10 protein-coding genes are annotated in these 19,206 nt (G+C 70.2%); 6 read left to right on the top strand and 4 right to left on the bottom strand.

The features are described 5' to 3' along the window. Positions 1-3 precede the first annotated feature (3 nt). From pstB to FHR90_RS01760, 6 genes are all read left to right on the top strand, one after another. Entirely contained in the window at positions 4-849 is an 846-nt protein-coding gene (gene pstB / locus FHR90_RS01735) for a phosphate ABC transporter ATP-binding protein PstB (protein ID WP_176622173.1), read from the top strand. Between the two features lie 20 nt (positions 850-869). Then, a complete protein-coding gene (phoU, locus tag FHR90_RS01740) occupies positions 870-1,580 on the top strand; it encodes a phosphate signaling complex protein PhoU (RefSeq protein WP_176622172.1) in 711 nt (236 codons plus the stop codon). 8 nt (positions 1,581-1,588) lie between these two features. Then, complete coding sequence (gene phoB, locus FHR90_RS01745; protein ID WP_176622171.1) at positions 1,589-2,344, top strand: phosphate regulon transcriptional regulator PhoB; 756 nt, start codon at positions 1,589-1,591, stop codon at positions 2,342-2,344. A gap of 15 nt (positions 2,345-2,359) precedes the next feature. Beyond that, positions 2,360-3,580 carry a sensor histidine kinase gene (locus FHR90_RS01750; RefSeq protein WP_176622170.1) on the top strand — a complete coding sequence of 407 codons (1,221 nt, stop codon included), beginning with the start codon at positions 2,360-2,362 and terminating at the stop codon, positions 3,578-3,580. Between the two features lie 164 nt (positions 3,581-3,744). Beyond that, positions 3,745-5,451, top strand: a complete 1,707-nt coding sequence (locus tag FHR90_RS01755) for a hypothetical protein (protein WP_176622169.1) — start codon at positions 3,745-3,747, stop codon at positions 5,449-5,451. A gap of 167 nt (positions 5,452-5,618) precedes the next feature. Continuing rightward, on the top strand, positions 5,619-7,325 hold the full coding sequence (locus FHR90_RS01760) for a hypothetical protein (protein WP_176622168.1): 1,707 nt from the start codon (positions 5,619-5,621) through the stop codon (positions 7,323-7,325). A gap of 294 nt (positions 7,326-7,619) precedes the next feature. Here FHR90_RS01760 and FHR90_RS01765 read toward each other — a convergent pair whose 3' ends face one another. From FHR90_RS01765 to FHR90_RS01780, 4 genes are all read right to left on the bottom strand, one after another. After that, positions 7,620-12,161: an AAA family ATPase gene (locus FHR90_RS01765; protein ID WP_183274646.1), complete on the bottom strand. Its 4,542-nt coding sequence runs from the start codon at positions 12,159-12,161 to the stop codon at positions 7,620-7,622. A 15-nt stretch (positions 12,162-12,176) separates the two neighbouring features. Then, entirely contained in the window at positions 12,177-12,785 is a 609-nt protein-coding gene (locus FHR90_RS01770) for a DsbA family protein (RefSeq protein WP_246329949.1), read from the bottom strand. Between the two features lie 132 nt (positions 12,786-12,917). Beyond that, complete coding sequence (locus FHR90_RS01775; protein ID WP_183274647.1) at positions 12,918-17,126, bottom strand: translocation/assembly module TamB domain-containing protein; 4,209 nt, start codon at positions 17,124-17,126, stop codon at positions 12,918-12,920. After that, positions 17,126-19,081 carry an autotransporter assembly complex protein TamA gene (locus FHR90_RS01780; protein WP_176623956.1) on the bottom strand — a complete coding sequence of 652 codons (1,956 nt, stop codon included), beginning with the start codon at positions 19,079-19,081 and terminating at the stop codon, positions 17,126-17,128. The genes FHR90_RS01775 and FHR90_RS01780 overlap by 1 nt, the downstream gene beginning before the upstream one ends. Between the last annotated feature and the right edge of the window lie 125 nt (positions 19,082-19,206).

A 19,206-nucleotide genomic window follows, 5' to 3' on the forward strand; every position in this document is an offset into this window, starting at 1 on the left:
CAGATGAGCGAACACACCCCGGCAGAGCGCGTGCCCGCCAGCACCCCGATCACCGTCGGCGCGCCGGAGGTGCGGGCCGTCGAGGCGCTGCCGGCCGAAACCAAGATCTCGGTGCAGAACCTCGACTTCTATTATGGCGACAACCACGCGCTGCGGAACATCAACATCGATTTCCCCGCCCGCCGCGTCACCGGCATGATCGGACCGTCGGGCTGCGGCAAGTCCACCCTGCTGCGCACGCTCAACCGGATGTATGATCTCTATCCCGGGCAGCGCGCCACGGGACGGGCGATGCTCGACGGCGTCAACATTCTCGATGGCGGTCTGGACGCCAACACGCTGCGCTCGCGGGTGGGGATGGTGTTTCAGAAGCCGACGCCGTTTCCGATGTCGATCTACGACAACATCGCCTTCGGCATCAGGCTGCACGAGAAACCGTCGAAGAGCGAGCTCGACGGCCGGATCGAGGATTCGCTGCGCCGGGTGGCGCTGTGGGACGAGGTCAAGGACCGGCTGAAGGCGGGGGCGACCGAGATGTCGGGCGGCCAGCAGCAGCGGCTGTGCATCGCGCGCACCATCGCCACGAAGCCGGAGGTGATCCTGCTCGACGAGCCGACCTCGGCGCTCGATCCGATCTCCACCGCCCGCGTCGAGGAACTTCTCGATGAGCTCAAGGGTGATTTCACCATCGTCATCGTCACCCACAACCTCCAGCAGGCAGCGCGCTGCGCGGACCAGGTGGCGTTCTTCTTCATGGGCGAGCTGATCGAGGTCGCACCGGCCGACATCCTGTTCACCCGCCCGCGCGAGCGGCGCACCCAGGATTACATCACCGGCCGCTTTGGCTGAAGGCTGGGAGGAATTTGATCATGACCGGCACCGAACAACGCCATATCGTCAAGAGTTACGAACAGGAGCTCGATCAGCTCCGTGACCTGCTCGCCCGCATGGGTGGCCTGGTGGAGGCGCAGACCTCGCATGCGGTCAATGCCATGCTGTTCCGTGACGCCGGCGATGCCGCGGCGGCAATGGAAGGCGATGCGGCGGTCGACGCGCTGGAACGCGAGATCGAGCAGCTCGCGATCCGCCTGCTCGCGCTGCGCTCGCCGCTGGCGCAGGATCTGCGCGGCATCGTCGCCGCGCTGAAGATTTCGGGTGATCTCGAACGCATCGGTGATTACGCCGCCAATGTTGCCAAGCGCAGCATGCGCATCGAGGCCGTCAATCCGGCGATGGCCTCGGGCGGCATGCGCAGCCTCGCACGGCTGGTGCAGGAAAGCCTCAAGCTCGCCGTCGATGCCGTCAACAACAACGACGCCTCGATCGCGCTGGAGGTCTGGCGCGCCGATCGTGCGGTGGACGATCTCTACACGGCGATGTTCCGCGAGCTCATCACCTACATGATGGAGGATCCGCGCTCGATCACCGCCTCGACGCATATGCTGTTCATCGCCAAGAACCTCGAGCGCATCGGCGATCATGCCACCAACATCGCCGAGCGCGTGCATTACGCGGTGACCGGCGACATGCTGCCGGCCGAGCGGCCGCGCGGCCAGACACCGGTGAGGGACGGCGAATGAGCGGCGCGATGAGCGGAGTGGCGGGGAGCGCGGGCGAGCGTGCGCGTCGTGGCGCATCGCGCGAGGAGCAGGTGCGACCGCGCGTACTCTGCGTCGAGGACGACCCCGCGCTGGCGGTGATGCTGCGCTACAATCTCGAAAAGCTCGGCTATGTCGTCGACGAGGCGTCGGACGGGCAGGAGGCGCTGCTGCGTGTGGCGGAAGTCACGCCCGATATCGTGCTGCTCGACTGGATGCTGCCCAGCCTCTCGGGTCTGGAAGTCTGCCGCCAGCTTCGCCGCCGTCCGGAGACGCGCGACGTCCCGGTGATCATGCTGACCGCTCGAGTCGAGGAGAGCGATTCGATCCGCGGACTGAACACCGGTGCGGACGACTACATCACCAAGCCGTTCAGCATGGAGGCGCTCGCTGCGCGGATGCGCGCCCTGCTGCGCCGCGTGCGTCCGCAACAGGGCAGCAGGCTGCTCGAATTCCACGACATCGTGCTTGATCCGACCGAGCATCGCGTCACCCGCGGCGGGCGGGCGGTGCATCTGGGCCCGACCGAGTTCCGGCTGCTGGAGTTCTTCCTGCGCCACCCGCGCCGGGTGTTCGCGCGCGAGGCGCTGCTCGACGCGGTCTGGGGGGCGGACATCCATGTCGAGGCGCGTACGGTGGACGTGCATATCCGCCGGCTGCGCAAGGCGCTCAACGGTCCGGGCGAGACCGATGTGGTGCGCACCGTGCGCTCGGCCGGCTACGCGCTGGATGTGGACGCTGTCTGAGGCTGCCCGCCCGGGATGATCGATGCCTGGCTGATCGCGGCGGGGGCCACAGGCGCCGTGCTTGGCGCGAGCCTGGTCTCGCTGCGGCGCAGACCGCAACCGCTTGCGCTCGACGTGGCAGCGTCGCAATCGGTTTCGACGGGCGGGGCCGAGGCGGAAGCGAGCCGGCTGCTGGCCCGGATTGTCGATTCGCTGGCGGCGCCGATCGCGGTGGTCGATCGCGGCTTTTCGATCCGTCACGCCAATGCCGTCGCGCACGCGCTGCTCGGCGACGCTGCCGGTGCGGTGTTGCGTCATCCGGCGTTGCGGGCGGCGGCGGCCACGCTGTCCGCGGCCAGTGTCACCGAGATCGAGATCCCGCTCGACGTGCCGGTGCAGCGCCGTCTGCGCGCTTCGCTGATGCGTCTGCCGGAGCCGTTCGCCCGTGACGGTCTGCTTGGCGTGGTGCTCGACGATCGCACGCAGAACCTCGCTCTCGACCGCATGCGCGCCGATTTTGTCGCCAATGCCAGCCATGAGCTGCGCACGCCGCTCGCCGCGCTGATCGGCTTCATCGACACGCTGCGTGGTCCCGCCGCCGATGATCCCGTCGCCCAGCAGCGGTTTCTGGAAATCATGTCCGGCCAGGCGCAGCGCATGCGTCGGCTGATCGACAATCTGATGTCGCTGTCGCGCGTGCAGCTCACCGAACACGAGCGTCCGCGCGGTGTCGCCGATGCCGGTCTGCTCGCCGAGCGGGTGGCGGCGGAATTGCGGCCGCTCTTCGCGACACGCGACCAGAATCTGTCCCTCGACATCCACAGCGGCTTGCCGCAGGTCGCCGCCGATACCGACCAGATCGCACAAGTGATTGGCAACCTTCTCGACAACGCATCGAAATACTCTCCTGCAGGCGCACATGTGCGTCTGTCGGTCGAGGCCGCGCCGTCGGCATCGGTCAGTCTCGACGAGCCGCTATGGTCGGCCCTGCCGGGGGTGGTGATCTCGGTTGCCGATGACGGGCCGGGCATCGCCGAGCAGCACATCCCGCGTCTGACGGAGCGATTTTATCGTGTCGACGAAAGCCATGCCGGCCGATCGGGCAGCGGGCTGGGCCTTGCGATCGTCAAGCACATCATCGGTCGCCACCGCGGCAAGCTGGCCATCGAGAGCACGCCGGGCGAGGGCTCGATCTTTCGCGTCTGGCTGCCGGCTGCGGCAGCAGACGCCGGCAGGGCAAGCCAGAAATATCCCTGACGCCAGAACCGTTGTTACAAAACGTGCTTTTCCGGTCACGTCACAAAACCGCAACCGAACTGTTATGAAAGCGCGACAGAACCCGGCCGACCGCGTCGATATAAGCGGCCCGTGATTGCGGTGCCGGATTGTTGGCATCGCGGGCCTCTTTCAAGGATCTGGTCATGGATGCCAATTCGTCCCCGCGCCGCGCCTGGCTCGCCGCGGGCGCGTCTGTCACGGTGCTCTGCGCGCTCTGCGTCGCGGCACCCGCCCGAGCCGCAGCGTCGAACATCGACAGCATCGAAAAGCAGATCCGCGCCCTGCAGGCGGAGCTGCACCATGTGAAGGCCGAGATGGCCCGCAAGGACGCCGCCGAGAAACGCGCTGCCGCCCAGCACGGTCCGGGCTTCAACGAGGCGGTCTATGGCCGCGACATCCACGGCAACCCGGTCTATCTCGGCCCGGGTGTGGGCATGGCGCGTGCTTCCGGCACCCAGCCCGCCGGGTCGCCCTATCTCAACGTCGAGGGTACGCCACACAACGTGATGGCCAAGCTCGGCCAGGGGACCTTCATGGTCGGCGGCGTGTCGGTCACGCTGGGTGGATTCGTCGACGTGACCGGGGTGTATCGCTCGCGCACCGAAGGCAACGACGTCGCCTCCGATTTCGGCAACGGCATCCCCTTTCGCAACGTCGCCGCCGGTCACATGAACCAGTTCCTGATGTCGGGGCGTGCCTCGCGGCTGTCGATCCTCGCCCAGGACGACGCGACGCCCAACACCCATCTCGCCGCCTATTACGAGATGGACTTCCAGAGCGCGGGCACCAGCTCCAATCCGCGCGAGAGCAACAGCTATACGCTGCGCGTCCGCAACGTCTACGGCACCTATTACAATCACGACTGGGATCTCAAGATCCTCGGCGGCCAGTCCTGGTCGCTGGCGACGGCTTACAAGGTGGGCCTGACCGAGCGTCAGGAAAACGCGCCGCTGGCGATCGACCACCAGTACGTTCCGGGCTTCACCTGGACGCGCCAGGCCGGCATCCGCATCGTCAAGGGTTTCGATCACTCGAAATACCATCTGGGCCTCGCCTTCGAGGAGCCGCAGACCCTGTACGCCTCGGCCGGTCCGAACGGCATCGTGCCGGCTTCGGTCGGCACCATCACCACCTCCGTCACCGGCGGCGGCACCAACAACAACGCCACCTCCTACACCACCGAGATCGCGCCGGACACGATCCTCAAGATCGCCGCCGATCCCGGCTGGGGCCATTACGAGCTGTTCGGCCTGATGCGCTTCTTCCAGGCGCGCCAGAGCCTCGGCACCTGGGGCACCAACCATGTCCAGATCGCCGGCGGCGGTGGCGGGTCGACGATCCTGCCGCTGATCAAGGGCAAGCTCGACCTGCAGCTGTCCGGCACCATCGGCAAGGGCATCGGCCGCTACGGTACCAGCCAGCTGCCCGACGCCACCTTCGACGCCGCGGGCCATATCGTGCCGCTGACCAACCTGCAGGCGCTCGGCGGGCTGGTCTACCACCCGGTCAAGACCGTTGATCTCTATGCCTATGGCGGCACCGAGCGCGTGCTCGATCGCGAGGATTTCACCGTCGGCGGCAAGGGCTATGGCTACGGCAGCCCGCTCTACAACAACAGCGGCTGCAACATCGAAGGTTCGGCGGCCACGCTGTGCGTCGCCAACACCCGGGCCATCACGCAGGGAACGGTCGGCTACTGGTGGCGTGCCCTCAAGGGTCCGTTCGGCACCCTGCAGAACGGGCTGCAGTATTCGTACACCAAGCGCCAGATCTTCAGCGGCATCGGCGGCTCGCCCAAGACCGACGACAACATCGTCATGCTGAGCTTCCGCTACCTGCCGTTCCAGTGAGGCTGCGCCAGGCGTCGAGCGTGACATTTTCGTAACGCTCGACGCCACGAAATCATCTGAGGCTCCCGCCACCCTCCCGTCCGTTTCGTCCATGACATAAAAAGACCCCGTGACTCGCGATCGCCCTCGCCAATGAAGCGGCGACGCCGATGCCACGGAGGGACGACATGACTCGATTTCCGGCCGTCAGGGCGGGCCTGCTGACGGCAACCGCGCTCGGTGCCACGTTCACGTTCGGCACCCCCCGGGCCCATGCCTCGACCGATCAGAGGATCGACGCCATCGAACGGCAGATCCGCGCCCTGCAAGGCGAGCTGCACAAGGTCAAGGCCGATCTGGCTCAGCGCAACGCCGAACTGCGCGCCCGGTCGGAGCGCGAGCGCGCCGCAGCACCGCGCACCGCTGCCGTCCTGTCTCCGGGCACCAAGATCCCTGTCTACATGGGGCCGGGCCAGGGCATGGTGATGGTCTCGCCGTCGTACACCACGCCGGCCGGCTCGCCCTACCTGAACGTCTTCGGCGTCCCGCACCGCTCCTATGCGGCCAGCGGGCTGGGCACGTTCCAGATCGGTGAGGTCTCGGTCACGCTCGGTGGCTACGTCGATCTCGCCGCCATCTACCGCTCGCGCAACGAGAGCCTCGACAACGCCTCCGATTTCGGCAACGGCATCCCCTACCCCAATGCGGTGAACTACCATCAGTCCGAGTTCCGCATGAGCGGACGCAGCTCGCGCCTCGGCATCCTCGCCCAGGACAACATCACCCCGGTCACCAACCTCGCCGCCTATTACGAGATGGACTTCGTCTCCGCCGGCACGTCGTCGAACGCCCGCGAGACCAACAGCTACACGCTGCGCCTGCGCAACGCCTACGGCACCTACGAGCGCAAGGACTACGATCTCAAGATTCTCGCCGGCCAGTCGTGGTCGCTGGCCACCGCGACCCGCGTCGGCATCTCCGAACGCCTCGAGAACGCGCCGCTGGCCATCGACCAGGCGCTGGTCGTCGGCTTCGCCTACACGCGCCAGGCGCAGCTGCGCATCGTCAAGGGCTTCGACAAGTCGAAATACCACCTCGCCCTGTCGTTCGAGGAGCCGCAGACCGTCTATTATGTCGGTCCCAATGGCGCAGCGCCCGCCGCCGTCGGCACCGTGACCAACAGCTTTCCCGGCATCGGCACCAACAACTCCACCTACAACTATTCCAACGAGATCGCGCCGGACATCATCCTCAAGGGCGCGGCCGATCCCGGCTGGGGCCATTACGAGCTGTTCGGCCTGATGGAATTCGAGCGCAACCGCGTCTCGCATGTCGGCTCCGGCTCCAACAACACCGTGCTCGCCGGCGGTGGCGGCGGTTCGTTCATCCTGCCGATCGTCAAGGGCAAGCTCGATTTCATGGGCAATGCCCTGGTCGGCACCGGCATCGGCCGCTACGGACCGGCCCTGATGGCCGATGCCACCATCGATTCCTCCGGCAAGCCGAAACCGCTGCCGGAGTTCATGGGCCTCGCCGGCGTGGTCTATCATCCCGCCAAGCCGTGGGACATCTATGCCTATTTCGGCACCGAGCGCATCCTGCATCGCGAGGATTTCGACGCCGCCGGCAAGGGCTATGGCTATGGCAACCCGCTCTATTCCAACGCCGGCTGCCTGACCGAGCTCAGCACGCTGGCCTGCATCGGCAACACCAAGAACATCACCGAAGGCACGATCGGCCTTTGGTACCGCCCGCTTCGGGGACCGTTCGGCACGCTGCAGAACGGCATCCAGTACGCCTACATCAAGCGCGACGCCTTCAGCGGCATCGGGGGCGCTCCACACAGCGACATCAGCATCGTGATGATGTCGTTCCGCTACCTCCCCTTCCAGTGAAATCAGGCGCATAAACGCGCCGTGGCGGCGATCCGACGGCGATCTGCTGCGCTTCGCTGCTCACGGCCCCAATTTTTAGCCAAGCCTGGGCCGCTCCGCTGCGATGCTCGCAGATCACGGCCGGGCGGCCCCGCAGGGCGGGGCCTCTCGCTCGCCACGACACGTTTCTGCTTCACGCAGGATGATCGCCTCATCCTTGGTTTCGTCGACGTCTTCACCATGGCGCGCCTGCGCTGACCGAGGTCCAGGAGCCCGAGGCTCCTGGTGGGGTTCGGGGCAACGCCCCGAGTGCTGCTACCCGCGTTCGACCATCGCGCTGGCGGCCTGCAGATCGACCGACAGCAGCCGGCTGACGCCGCGCTCCTGCATCGTCACCCCATACAGCCGGTCCATATGGGCCATGGTGAGCTGGTGGTGGGTGACGACGAGAAAGCGCGTGCCGGTGCTGCTGACCATGTCGCCGAGCAGGGTGGCGAAGCGTTGGACGTTGGCGTCGTCGAGCGGCGCGTCGACCTCGTCGAGCACGCAGACGGGGGCGGGGTTGCAGCCGAACACCGCGAAGATCAGCGACAGCGCGGTCAGCGCCTGTTCGCCGCCCGACAGCAGCGACAGGGTGGCCAGCTTCTTGCCCGGCGGCTGCGCGTAGATCTCAAGCCCGGCTTCCAGCGGGTCGTCCGAGCCGACCAGCCCCAGATGTGCCCGCCCGCCGCCGAACATGCGGGCGAACAGGGTCTGGAACTGCGCATCAACCTGCCGGTAGACCGCGCCCAGACGCTCGCGGCCCTCGCGGTTGAGGTTGCCGATGGTGCCGCGCAGCCGGGCGATGGCGCTTTCGATCTCCTCGCGCTCGCGCAGCAGGGTGCCGGCCTCGTCCGACAGCGCCTGCGCCTCGATCTCCGCACGCAGGTTGACCGGGCCGATCTCGTCGCGCTCGCGCAGCAGCCGGGCGACCTTGCGGCGCAGACCGGTCTCGGCGGCGTCGGACAGATCGTCCGGAACGAAGGTTGGCAGGGCGCGGTTTTCCTGCTCGGTCGCCGCGAGCAGGGCCGACAGCGCCTCCTCGGCCTGGGCGTGCTGGGTTTCCGCCCGTGCCTGGGCCTCGCGGGCGACGGCCGAGCCGAGGTCGGCCCCACGCGCGGCGCGTTGCGCGGCCGCGAGTGCGGCTTCGGCATCGGCGAGGGCGGCCTGCGCTTCGAGCCAGTGCGCGCCGGCTGCTGCGGCCGCTGCCTGCGCGTCGTCGCTGCGCGCGCGGGCGGCGCGAGGAGTGGCCTCAGCCTGCGCGACACCCGTCAGCAGGGTTTCGGTGCGGGCCTGCCATTCCGCGAGCGCCGCATCGCCGGTCGCGAGCTGGGCGGCCCAGCGGTCGCGCTCACCCGACAGGCCCGCTCGACGCGCCTGCCGTCCGTGCCGCTCCGCGCTCAGCGCATCGTGCTCGGCCTGCGCCGTCGCGCGCGCCGCGCCGGCCTCGTGCGCCGATTGCGCCGCCGCCTCGGCCAGGCCGGCCAGCAGGGCTGCATCCGGCAGGCTGGACAGCGCGTCGACCAGGCCCGCCAGGCGCAAGGTGGCGGCGTGATGATCCTCACGCAGGGCCGCTGCCTGCGGGGTCAGCGCCGCCAGACGGGCGGCCTGCGTGTCGGCCTGGGCGGCGAGCGAGGCGGTCTGTGCCACGCATTCGCCGCGCAGACGCTCGGCGGCCTCCCGCGCGGCGGTCGCAGCCGTCAGTGCGCACTCAGCTTCGGCATCCAGCCGGGAGGCCTCGGAGGCGGCTTCGGCGAGGAAGGGCAGGGCGGGGAGGGCGGCGAGCCGGGTGGTCAGCTCCGCCTGCGCCGTGGCGATGTCCTGCCGTTCGGCGGCGATACGCTTTCGCTGCGGGGCGAGGCTGCCGAGCCGGCTGTCGGCCTCGGCCTGACGCGCGCCCGCCGCCGCCGCCTGTCGGCGGGCGTCGGCGAGCCTGCCTTCCAGATCGCGCAGGTGCTCGCGGGCGCTGCGTTCCGCCCTTTCCGCCGTCTCGGCGGCGGTGCGGGCCTGTGCGGCAGAGGTTGCGGCCCCTGCGGGGTCGTCGCTGTCGCGCAGGGCGGCCTCGGCCTGTTCGAGCGCGGCGCGGGCCTCGTCGCGCTCGGCGGTGAGCTGTTCGAGCTGTGGTGTGAGCGCATCGAGACGCGAGCGGCGGGCGGTCGCTTCCGCCTCGGCCCGTGCCTGGGCGGCGCGGGCGCCGACGGCGGTGCGCTCCGCCTCGTCGCGCGCCAGTCGCGCGGCGCGCAGGGCGGTGGCCGATGCGGTGGCCTGCGCGGCAGCGGCGTCGGCGCGGGTCGCCAGATCGGGGAGGGCGGCGGCGGCGGCGGTCTCCTGCGCACGCAGCCGGCCCAGACGGGCGCGCTGGGCCAGCCGCTCGGCCGCCGGATCGTGGCCGGGCGGGCGGACATAACCGTCCCAGCGCCACAGCCCGCCAGCGCGCGAGACCAGCATCTGGCCCGGCAGCAGTGCCGCCGGTTCCGCATTGGTCTCGATCAACCCGACACCGCCGAGGGTGCGCATCACCCAGTCGCGCGCCTCCGCATCCGTCGCCTCGATCAGTCCGGCCAGGCCGGTGGCACCCTGCGGGACCGGCGCCGGGGTGCCGTCCGGCCGCCACCAGGGTCCATCGGCGCGGCGTTGCAGCGGGGCGTCCAGACCGTCGCCGAGACAGGCGGCGAGGGCCGGCTCCAGCCCCTGTGGAATGCGCAGCCTGGCGGCGACGGGGGGCAGTGCGGCCCCGGAACCGCCGGCCGGGTCGCCGCCGAGGCCGCCGGACAGGCCTTCGATCTGGGCGCGCAGCCCGGCCAGCGCGGTGGCCGCCGCATGACGGGCGGCCTCGTCGGCGCGCGCCTGCGTTTCGTCTGCCTCCGCCTGCGTCTGCGCGTCGTCCAGGGCCTGCGCGGCCTGCGCCAGCGCGATCTCGGCCGCCGCCGCCGCGTCCCGGGCCGCTGACGCGATGGCGGGATCGGGGAGGGCGGTGAGGGCGGCGTCGTGGTCGCGGGACAGCGTGGCATGCAGCCCGTCGAGCCGGCTCGCCCGCGCCCGGGCGGCCTGCGCGGCGGAGACGCAGCGTTCGCGTGCCGCGCGCGCCGCCATCGCGACGGCTCTCGTCTCGTCGGCGGCCGCGACCGCGGTGGCGCGCGCGTTGCCGCACTCGGCCAGCGCCTGTCGGGCGGTTTCGGCCTCGGTCTCGAGCCGGGTGACGGTGGCCTGGGCGGCCTGCGTCGCCTCGGGACACAGCAGGCCGCGGGCCTGCTCCTCCTGGGTGGCGAGGGTGGCGTCGGTCTCGGCGAGCTTCGCGGCGCGGGCGGTCAGGGCTTCATGCTGGCGGCGCACCGCCTCGTGCGCGCGTACCGCCTCGGCATGGTGCTCGCGCGCCTCGACGAGCGCGGCCGCGGCCGCGGCGCGGGCCTGCATGGCCGCGTCGAGCGCCGTGCGGGCGGCGGCGGCGGCGTCCTCGGCGTCGCGCTGCGCAGAGCGGGCCGCGTCCTGGCGTTCGGCGTCGGGTGTCGCGGCAGTCGCGTCGGCGATGTCGGCTTCGAGCGCGGTCAGCCGGAGGGTCAGCCGTTCCAGTGTGGCGGCGGCGTCGTCGTGCTGCGTGAGGATGTCGCGGGCGGTCTCGCGGGCGGCGTCGCGACGCTCGACGGCCAGCCGGAGGGTTTCTGCGGCGCGGGTCTCCTCCGCGCGTGCGGTGGTCAGCGCGGCCTCGCTCGCCTCCAGACGCTCGGGCAGGGCGGCGAGCCAGGCGTCGATCTCCTCCAGTTCGGCCTCCAGCCCAACCAGCGTCTCGGCGGCCGCGTCGCGCCGGGCGCGGGCGGCGTCGCGATCGGCCTCGGCCTGCGCCAGCCGCTCGCGCAGCGCCGCAAGCTCTGCCTCGTCGCGGGCCAGCGCCTCCGCGAGCGCCTCCAGCGCGATCCGGCGGCGCTCGCGCTCTGTGCGGGCCTCCGACTCGGCCTCGCGCAGCGGTGGCAGCCGCGCCGTCGCCTCGGCGAGGGTGGCTTCCCTGGCGGCCGCTTCCGCAGCGCCGGTCTCGGCTGCCGCGCGGGTCGTGGCCAATGCCTCGCGGCCGCGGCGGACGGCCTCATGCGCGCGGGCATGGATCAGGGCATCGAGCGTGGTTTCCGCCTCGCGCAGGGCCACGGCCACCACCCGGTAGCGCGCCGCCTGCTTGGCCTGCTCGCCGAGTGCCCCCAGCCGCGCCTCCAGCCCCAGCCGCACATCCTCGGCGCGGGCGAGATTGGCCTCGGTGGCGCGCAGCTTGAGCTCCGCCTCGTGCCGGCGCGCATGCAGCCCGGTGATGCCGGCGGCCTCCTCGAGGATCGCGCGGCGTTCCTCCGGCCGCGCACCGACGATCGCCGCCACACGCCCCTGGCTGACCATCGCCGAGGAGCGCGCGCCCGAGGCGAGGTCGGCGAACAGCGTCTGCACGTCGCGCGCACGGGCGTCGCGGCCGTTGATGCGATACGCACTGCCCGCACCGCGCTCGATCCGCCGCGTGATCTGCAGTTCGTCGGCATCATGGAACGGCTGCGGCGCCAGACCGGCCGCGCCCTCCATGGTCACGGTGACCTCGGCGAGGTTGCGCGCCGCCCGTGCGGCGGTGCCGGCGAAGATCACGTCGTCCATCTCGCCGCCGCGAAGCGCGCGCGCCGAGCTCTCGCCCATCGCCCAGCGCAGCGCCTCGACCACGTTGGACTTGCCGCAGCCGTTCGGACCGACGATGCCGGTCAGCCCGGGCAGGATCTCGACGCTGGCCGGCTCGGCGAAGCTCTTGAAGCCGGCGATGCGCAACCGGACGAAACGGACGGGATGCGGGGGCAACGAACGACCGCGTCCTCAGCCGCCATTGGCTGCGACGCGCTTCTCGAACTCGGCGTAGGGCATGTCGCCCTGCCGGTAGACCTCCTTGCCGAACACGAAGGTCGGGGTGGAGTCCACCTGATAGGTATTGGCGCCGTAATTGTAGTCGGCCAGCACCTTGGCCTGGATCGCCGGATCGGTGATCGCCTTCTGGAAGCCGGCCGGCGACAGCCCGGCGAGCAGCGCCATCTTCTGCAGTTCGGCCTGCGGGTTCACGCCCTCGGCGAAGGCCCAGCGCTGCTGGTTGGCGAACAGAGCCATGATGAACGGCTCGTAGCGCTCGGCCGGCAGCGCGCGCGCCACCTCGGCGGCCATCAGAGCCACCTGGTCGAAGGGGAAATCATAGAACTCGTAGCGGATGCGCCCGGTATCGATCAGCTTCGCCTTGACCTCGGGGAGGGTATGCACGGCGAACGAGGCGCAATGCGTGCAGGTGAGCGAGAACCACTCCTTGACCACCAGCTTGGCATCCGGCTTGCCCATCACCGAGGCCGGCTCCGGCGGCGCATCGGCAGCCACCGCGCGCGCAAGGGGAAATGCCAGGCTGGCGCCGAGCAGCAGGCGGCGGGGCAGAAGGGTGGTCATCGGCGCTTCGGTTCCCATGGCAGGACTCGGGGGCGCGCACGATAGCCCGGGGTTGCGAGAGGATCCAACAGGCCTTCTCCTTCCCGAACGCGGCGCGGTCGACAGCGATCTGCCCGGCGATCCTTCCGTGTCTCAGTAGTTGAACTGATATTTCAGGGCCACCGACGTCCCGGGATCGTTCTCGGGCGTGATCGCGCCCGTCGTCGGTCCACCGGTGCCGACTTGCGTTGCGAGCTTCAGCCGCTTGGTGAGATCGATCTGCACCTGGGCGGAAGTGCCGCCGCCGCTGGTGGCCTGTTTCGCACCCACATAGACGCCGCGCGCGACATAGCGGCCGGCTTCCACGCTCGCGCCGGTGCCGTTGTTGCCGCCGCCGATCGACAGCCGGTCGAGACCCAGCCCCGAGCGGATCGAGTTCAGCGTCGAGCCGCCGCCGCCCACGCCGGAGAGTTCTGCGAGGGCAGCGGCGACCTGCGCGGCCTGGAAGGCGGACATCTTGCCGCTGGTCTCGCCGAACAGCAGCAGGGCCAGGATCTGGTCCTGCGGCAGCGGGGGCGAGGAGGAGAGATCGATCTTCGGCGTGCTGGCATAGCCGCCGACATGCAGCCGCGCGGTGGTCGAGCCGACCGCGCTCTCGGCGAGGAAATCGAGGGAGGGATCGAGCCGTCCGGTCACGCCGGTGCCGTTGAAGCCGACCTTGCCGCGGGTGAAGGTCAGCCTTGTGCCGACCAGGTCGAAGGTGCCGTGACGCAGTTCGAAGCCGCCGGCGACCTGCGGGGCGGTGGTGGTGCCCCCCACCGTCAGCTTGCCGCCAAGCTCGGCATCGAGCCCGTGGCCGCGGATGAAGATCTGCCCCGGCGCGTTGAGCACGAGCGCCAACGCGATCGCCGTGGCACTCGGCGGGGTGGGCGGCGGCGGTTTCTGGCCGGGGCGGATCACGTTGAGTTTCGCGACCGACGCGGGCAGCGAGTTCGGCACGTTGATCGAGGCGGAATCGATTGTCACCGTCCCGCCGACGGCCAGGTTGCCCTGTGCGAGGCCGTGGATGCGCAGGTCGGCGTCGAGCACGGCGGTGAGCAGGTCGCTCGACAGCGGCCGGGCGTTCTTCGCGGTGATGTGCAGGTCGACCGGGATCTGCGGTTCCAGCACGCCGATCGTGCCGTTGGCATTGATATGCCCGTCGCCGGCCCGGGCGTCGAAATTCGACAGCGTCAGTGACTTGCCGGCGGCGGTGACCAGCGCGGTCATCGCAGTGAGGCGCACGCCCTGCGCGTAATCGGCGACCGAGCCGTTGGCCAGCCGCACGCTGCCGTTGACCGACGGGGCGGACAGCGTGCCGGCGACGCCGAGATCGAGGTTCAGCTGGCCGGTGACATGGCGGCCCTGCTGCTCGACGATCGGGTTGGCCAGCGCGAGATCGACCGGGCCGGTCAGGCGCAGGGCGAGCTGGCCGGAGGGGCCGGCCGAGGGCAGCGGGACGGTGCCGTTGGCGTGCAGGTCGATGTCGCGCCCGGCGGTGAGGCCGGCGCGCAGGCGGGCCAGTGTGCCGGCGAGATCGACATCGGCGATCAGGTTGGCCGCCGGGATGGCAGCGGCTGGGCCGGAGGCCATCTTCATGCCGGTGGCGGTCAGATGGATGTTGCCCGACGGTTTCGCCGTGCTCCCGGTCAGATGCGCGCGGGCGGCGATCACGCCGGCGGCGTCGAGGGTCGGCGCGAAGGGTCTGGCCAGCGCGGGCGTGATGTTGGCCAGCGTCGCGTTGAGGTCCAGCGTCGGCGTGATACGGCCGGCGAGGTCGATCTGCGCGGGCGACGCGCCGCCGGCGGCGGGCACCACGGTGAGGTGCAGGTGGTCGATCGCGGTTTCCTTGCCGTAGCTGAGCTTCGCCGGGGCGGTCAGTGCGAGGCGTTCGTCCTTGGCGGTGGCGGTCAGCCGGCTGAGGGCGACGGTGCTGTGGACGGCGTCGAGCACCAGCGCGGCATCGATCAGCCCGGGGCCGTTGCTGTTGGCGATCGCGCCGGTGAGGGCGGCATGGGCGACCATCGCGAGTGCGGATTTCGGCCCGCGCAGGGTGAGGTTCGCCTGGCCGCCGATGCTGCCGGCGGCGATGCCGGTGGCATTCAGCGCGAGATCGAGCTTCGGATCGGCGGTCGGATCGTCGACATGACCAGTGAGGGCGAGCCGGCCGACGCGCGCGGTGGGCAGTCCGGCATCGTTGGCGTGCAGGTCGATCAGCACACGCGGTACCGCGCCGGACTGTTCGGTGCGCAGCTTTGCCGACAGCGATCCCGAGACCGGCTGGCCGACCAGCGGTGCGAGATCGGCCAGCCGCGACATCGCCAGATCCACCGAGCCGAGCGGGATTGCAGCCTTGGGCGCCATGTTCAGGTCGGCGGTGCCACGGGCGGATTTCCAGTCCAGCTTCGACAGCACGATGTGCCGGGTGCCGTCGGCCTGCGTGTCGAGCCTGGCGGCCAGATGCAGCGGCGCGCGGTCGAGCGTGCCGTCGAGCGCGACGGTGGCGTCGGGAGCACTGGGCAGATGCGTCGCGTCGATCACCGCATGGAGCCTGCCCTGTGGCAGCGTCGCGGTGCCGGGATCGCCGCTCGCCTCGACATGGGCGGCGAGATCGGTGGTGGGGCCGCTCAGATGCGCCTTTGCCGTCAGCGCGCCGCGCAGCGCGGGGCTGAGTGCGGCGAGCTTCGGAAGTGCCGCGTTCGCCGCCAGATCGAGCACGTTGGCGTTGTCGGTGCCGGAGAGATCGACATGCAGCGCCGCGCCGTCGAGGGTCAGCGTCTGGATGGCGATGTCGGCGGGCGGAGCGGGGGTCTCGGGCGTCGCGGGGGCCTGGGTCTGCACGATCCTGGCCACCAGATGCCCGTCATGGCCGATCAGTCCGACCGCCTGCGGCATGCCGCCTGTCAGATCGATGCGGCCGTCCAGGCCGATCGCCCGCCGTGCGCCATGCGCGGGGTCGGAGGCGATGTCGTAGGTCGCATCCAGCGCCGTCGAGCCGGCGAGCTGCACCCCGCCGGCCGCGGCCAGCGGGGCGAGGTCGGGCAGGGTCAGCTTCGCGGTGCCGGTGATCGACGGCGCGGTGTCGGTCTGGGCGGCGAGTCCGATCAGCGGATGGGCGACGGTCAGCGTGACCGGCTTGTGCGGCTGGTCGAGATGGGCGAGGGCGTCGATCTCGATCGGGTGGGCGGCGACCAGCTCGGGCTGCGGTCCGGGCAGATGTACCCCGGCCAGCGTCGCGTGCAGCCTGACCAGCCCGGCAAGCGCATCGGCGGCGGCCTGACTGTCGATCTTCGCGTCGATCGCGTCGATGGTGGCCCCGCCGGCGGCCAGCGTGGCGATATGGGCGGTGCCGTCCACGGTCGGACGGCTGAACGGTCCGCGGCTGGCGAGATCGAGATGCAGCGATTGCCACGACACCCCGGCCACCGGACTCATCGCCGGCGCATCGGCGCGGAGCGCGAGGGTGCCGGCCATGGTCTCCAGATCGGCCGTGCCATGGGCTGCGGCGGTCAGCCGGGCGGTCTGCGGCCCGGCGGACAGCGCGAGGTTGAGTGCTGTCGCCGTTCGCGGGCCGTCGAGGTCGAGTTTCAGCGACAGCGGATCGAGCGCCGGCAGATGGCCAAGCGCGGTGACCAGACCGCGATCGGGGTCCTCGGCGGACAGATGCAAAGCGAGTTTCGGGTGATCGACCAGCGCGGTCAGCCCGATCGCGCCGGGCGCGTCCTTTCGGGTGACGGCGAGTGCGATGTCCGAGTTCGGCAGGGTTTCGACCGAGATGCCGGCGAACAGCGGCGCGATGGTGGCGAGCTTGGCGCGGCCGGTGATGGCGAGATCGGCCCCGCTCGGCGCCGCGCCGTTCATCAGGCTCGGCCCGACATGCAGCGTGTCGATCGCCAGATGGCGCAGGTCGACGCCGAAGTTCGGCCCCGGGCCGGGTTTGGCGGGTTCAGTCGTGGCGGGCGTGCTTGCCGTGCTCACCGGCGTGCGCTCGACATCGATGCGGCTCGCGGTCAAGGTCTGCACCGAGACCCGCTTGCCGATCAGCGCCAGCGGTGACCAGTCCAGATGCAGGTTGTCGATCGCCAGCCAGATGCCCTGCGTGTCGTGCAGCTCGATCCGCGCGAGATGCAGGTCGTCGGGGAAACGCCCCGACAGGCCGGCGAGATGCACGGTGCCGGAGGTCAGGCTGGCGGCCTGGTTCTCGATCAGCCTGCGGCCCGGACCGGTATTCGCGCCGACCAGCACGATCAGCACCGCGAGCAGGGCCAGGCCCAGCGGCACGCCGAGGATCAGCCCGACCGCCCAGAGCAGCTTGCGGCGCATCAGAAGGCCTCCCCGAGACCGATATAGAGTTCGAACGCGTCGGACTTGCCGGTCTTCGGCCGGTTCAGGGGCACCGCGACGTCGACGCGCAGCGGCCCGATCGAGGTGTAGTAGCGGCCGCCGATGCCCGCGCCATAGCGAACCGTGCCCTGGAACGGCCGCGAGCTGGTCGAGACCTGGCCCGCATCGAGGAAGGCGGCCATGCCGATCTTGTTCCACACACGCTGGCGCAGCTCGAAGCTGCCGGCATCCATCGCCACCCCGCCGACCGGGTAGCCATCGGCGAAGACCGGCCCGATGCCCTGGTAGCGGAAGCCGCGCACGGTGGCCGAGCCGCCGGCGTAGAGCCGCTGGTCGGGCGGCAGGTCGAAGGTCGAGGCGCCCTGCACGGAGCCGACGATGCCCCGCAGCGCGATCACCGTGTGACCGGGTTTCGTCCAGCCGAGGCGGGAGACGTCGAAATACGTGGTCGCGGTGCCCTGCAGGATGGCGAACTCCCGCGTCCCGCCATGGGCCACCGAGTCGAATTCGGGCACGTAGACATCATGCCCGGAGCCCAGCGACACGGTCGGCGTCGCGGTCAGCGAGACCCGGAAGCCATGGGTGGGGCTGTCGAGCGGGCTGGCGAGGTCGGTATTGTCGAAATTCGCCGAGACCGGAAGCTGCACCAGCGTGTAGTGCCGGGTCAGCCCTTCCTGGATGATCTTCTCGCGCTCGCCCTGCAGCCCGACCGCGCCGGTCCAGTGCTTCGAGAACCGCCGGTCGAGACCGATGAAGGCGATCAGCGCGGTCTGGTTGTAGGAATAGAGGTTCTGCTTCAGCCCCTCGAGCTTGATGGTCAGGTTCTGGTTGCGACGCAGGAAGTCGGGCTTGGTCAGCTTGGCGTAGACGTCGTAGCCGAGCCCGTTGACCGCGGTGCCGACCAGACCGGTGCCGAGTGCGACGAGGTCGAGCCGCTCGGCATTGCCGAACAGGTTGTGGTGTGTCCAGGTCACACCGGCCGAGCCGCCGAGATCTGTCGAGTAGCCGGCCTGCACGGACACGGTGTGGCGCTTGGCCTCCTGCATGCTGAACAGCAGCGGCATCCGCCCGTCCACATCCAGCGTGCGGCCCGGGGGTGGGTCGTTCTTCACCGCGACATCGGAGAACACGCCCAGCGAGGCGAGGTCCTGGCGCGCCGCCTCGATCCGGCTCGGCTGCCACAGCTCGCCCGGATGGATCAGCAGCCGGCGTCGGATGAAGCTCTCATGCACATGGCCGAGGCCGTCCAGGAATATGTGACCGATATCGACCCGCGGTCCGGGCGTGATCTTGAACACGATGTCGAGCGTGTGCGTCGCCGGCTTCAGATAGGCCACCGGCTCGGGCACGTCGGCCAGCGCATGGCCGGTCTCGCGCAGACCGCTCAGCAGCGCGCCCTGCGCATCGAGCACCTGCGAGGCGACCGCGTCCTGTCCCGAACGCAGGTCGAAATCGTGCCGCACCGTTGCCGGCAGGCTCTGTCCGGGCGGCAGGTCCATGCTGATGTGACCGATATGGAACATCTGCCCCTCATGGGCGGTGATCACCACCTTCGCGGTGCGCCCCTTGGGAATGGCGGCAATCGCGTCCACCGTGGCGGCGTCGCTCGCCTCGTGGCCGTCGATGAGGATCGCGACATGGCCGTCGTAGTAGCCGAAGCTTTCCAGAGCGGTCTTCAGCCGGTCGTAGTCGCCGCGCGCCCGCCCGGCCAGTGCGAACGGGCTGACGGCCTCGGTCTTCTGCAACGACACCAGGCTGGAACTGCCCGACAGCGCCGCATCGAGGCTCGAATTGCCGGTGGGCGTCACCTTCACACTGTAGGGCTGCGGGTCTGCCGCCCGCGCCACCGTCCAGCACCCCGTGGCGAACAGCAGGCCGCCGGCCAGGGCGAGATGCGTTCTGCGGGGAGGGGATACACTCGGAAACAGGCGCATCGTGGCATTGCATCGTTGAAACATCGCCCTGCCAAGGCTGAAAACCGGCCGCGGTTGCCCTGCCCCGTCCGCTGGAGCGGGAGCGTTGCGTCAAAGACGCAGCGCGGCATCACCGATATTGTCGA

Source organism: Endobacter medicaginis (assembly GCF_014192375.1).
GTDB lineage: Bacteria > Pseudomonadota > Alphaproteobacteria > Acetobacterales > Acetobacteraceae > Endobacter > Endobacter medicaginis.

Coding starts and splice junctions, on each gene's coding strand:
- pstB (WP_176622173.1), top strand. CDS start 4: ATGAGCGAACACACCCCGGCAGAGCGCGTGCCCGCCAGCACCCCGATC.
- phoU (WP_176622172.1), top strand. CDS start 870: ATGACCGGCACCGAACAACGCCATATCGTCAAGAGTTACGAACAGGAG.
- phoB (WP_176622171.1), top strand. CDS start 1,589: ATGAGCGGAGTGGCGGGGAGCGCGGGCGAGCGTGCGCGTCGTGGCGCA.
- FHR90_RS01750 (WP_176622170.1), top strand. CDS start 2,360: ATGATCGATGCCTGGCTGATCGCGGCGGGGGCCACAGGCGCCGTGCTT.
- FHR90_RS01755 (WP_176622169.1), top strand. CDS start 3,745: ATGGATGCCAATTCGTCCCCGCGCCGCGCCTGGCTCGCCGCGGGCGCG.
- FHR90_RS01760 (WP_176622168.1), top strand. CDS start 5,619: ATGACTCGATTTCCGGCCGTCAGGGCGGGCCTGCTGACGGCAACCGCG.
- FHR90_RS01770 (WP_246329949.1), bottom strand. CDS start 12,785: ATGACCACCCTTCTGCCCCGCCGCCTGCTGCTCGGCGCCAGCCTGGCA.
- FHR90_RS01775 (WP_183274647.1), bottom strand. CDS start 17,126: ATGCGCCGCAAGCTGCTCTGGGCGGTCGGGCTGATCCTCGGCGTGCCG.
- FHR90_RS01780 (WP_176623956.1), bottom strand. CDS start 19,081: ATGCGCCTGTTTCCGAGTGTATCCCCTCCCCGCAGAACGCATCTCGCC.